Here is a 1,073-nt window from a genome sequence, read left to right as displayed (position 1 = left end):
ATGACGGACGTAGTGATCGTATCGGCCGCGCGGACCGCGGTCGGCAAATTCGGCGGCTCGCTCGCGAAGGTCGCGGCACCGGAGCTGGGCGCGACGGTGATTCGCGCGGTGCTGGAGCGCGCGGGCGTGAAGCCCGACCAGGTGAGCGAAGTGATCATGGGGCAGGTGCTGGCGGCGGGCTCGGGGCAGAACCCGGCGCGCCAGTCGCTGATCAAGGCCGGCCTGCCGAATGCGGTGCCGGGCATGACGATCAACAAGGTGTGCGGCTCGGGCCTGAAGGCCGTGATGCTGGCGGCGAACGCGATCGTCGCGGGCGACGCGGACATCGTGATCGCCGGCGGCCAGGAAAACATGAGCGCGGCGCCGCACGTGCTGCCGGGCTCGCGCGACGGCTTCCGGATGGGCGACGCGAAGCTGGTCGACACGATGATCGTCGACGGCCTGTGGGACGTGTACAACCAGTACCACATGGGCATCACGGCGGAGAACGTCGCGAAGGAATACGGGATCACGCGCGCAGAGCAGGACGCGTTCGCGGCGCTGTCGCAGAACAAGGCGGAAGCCGCGCAGAAGGCCGGCCGCTTCGACGACGAGATCGTGCCGGTGTCGATTCCGCAGCGCAAGGGCGAGCCGCTGCAGTTCGCGACCGACGAGTTCGTGCGTCACGGCGTGACGGCCGAGTCGCTCGCGGGGCTGAAGCCGGCGTTCGCGAAGGACGGCTCGGTGACGGCGGCGAACGCGTCGGGGCTGAACGACGGCGCGGCGGCGGTGCTGGTGATGTCGGCGCAGAAGGCGGCGGCGCTCGGCCTGACGCCGCTCGCGCGGATCAAGGCATACGCGAACGCGGGCGTGGATCCGAGCGTGATGGGCATGGGCCCGGTGCCGGCATCGCGCCGTGCGCTGGAGCGCGCGGGCTGGACGCCGGGCGACCTGGACCTGATGGAAATCAACGAGGCGTTCGCGGCGCAGGCGCTGGCGGTGCACAAGCAGATGGGCTGGGACACGTCGAAGGTGAACGTGAACGGCGGGGCGATCGCGATCGGTCACCCGATCGGCGCGTCGGGCTGCCGGAT

General features: G+C 70.5%; 1 protein-coding gene. It reads left to right on the top strand.

The window, feature by feature from the left end:
* Window positions 1-1,073 (top strand): acetyl-CoA C-acetyltransferase (locus Q3A80_RS31850; RefSeq protein ID WP_446332742.1); only part of this gene is annotated, 1,073 nt, incomplete at both ends.

Source organism: Burkholderia sp. SR8 (assembly GCF_052851275.1).
This window is presented reverse-complemented; position numbering and strand designations above follow the sequence as displayed.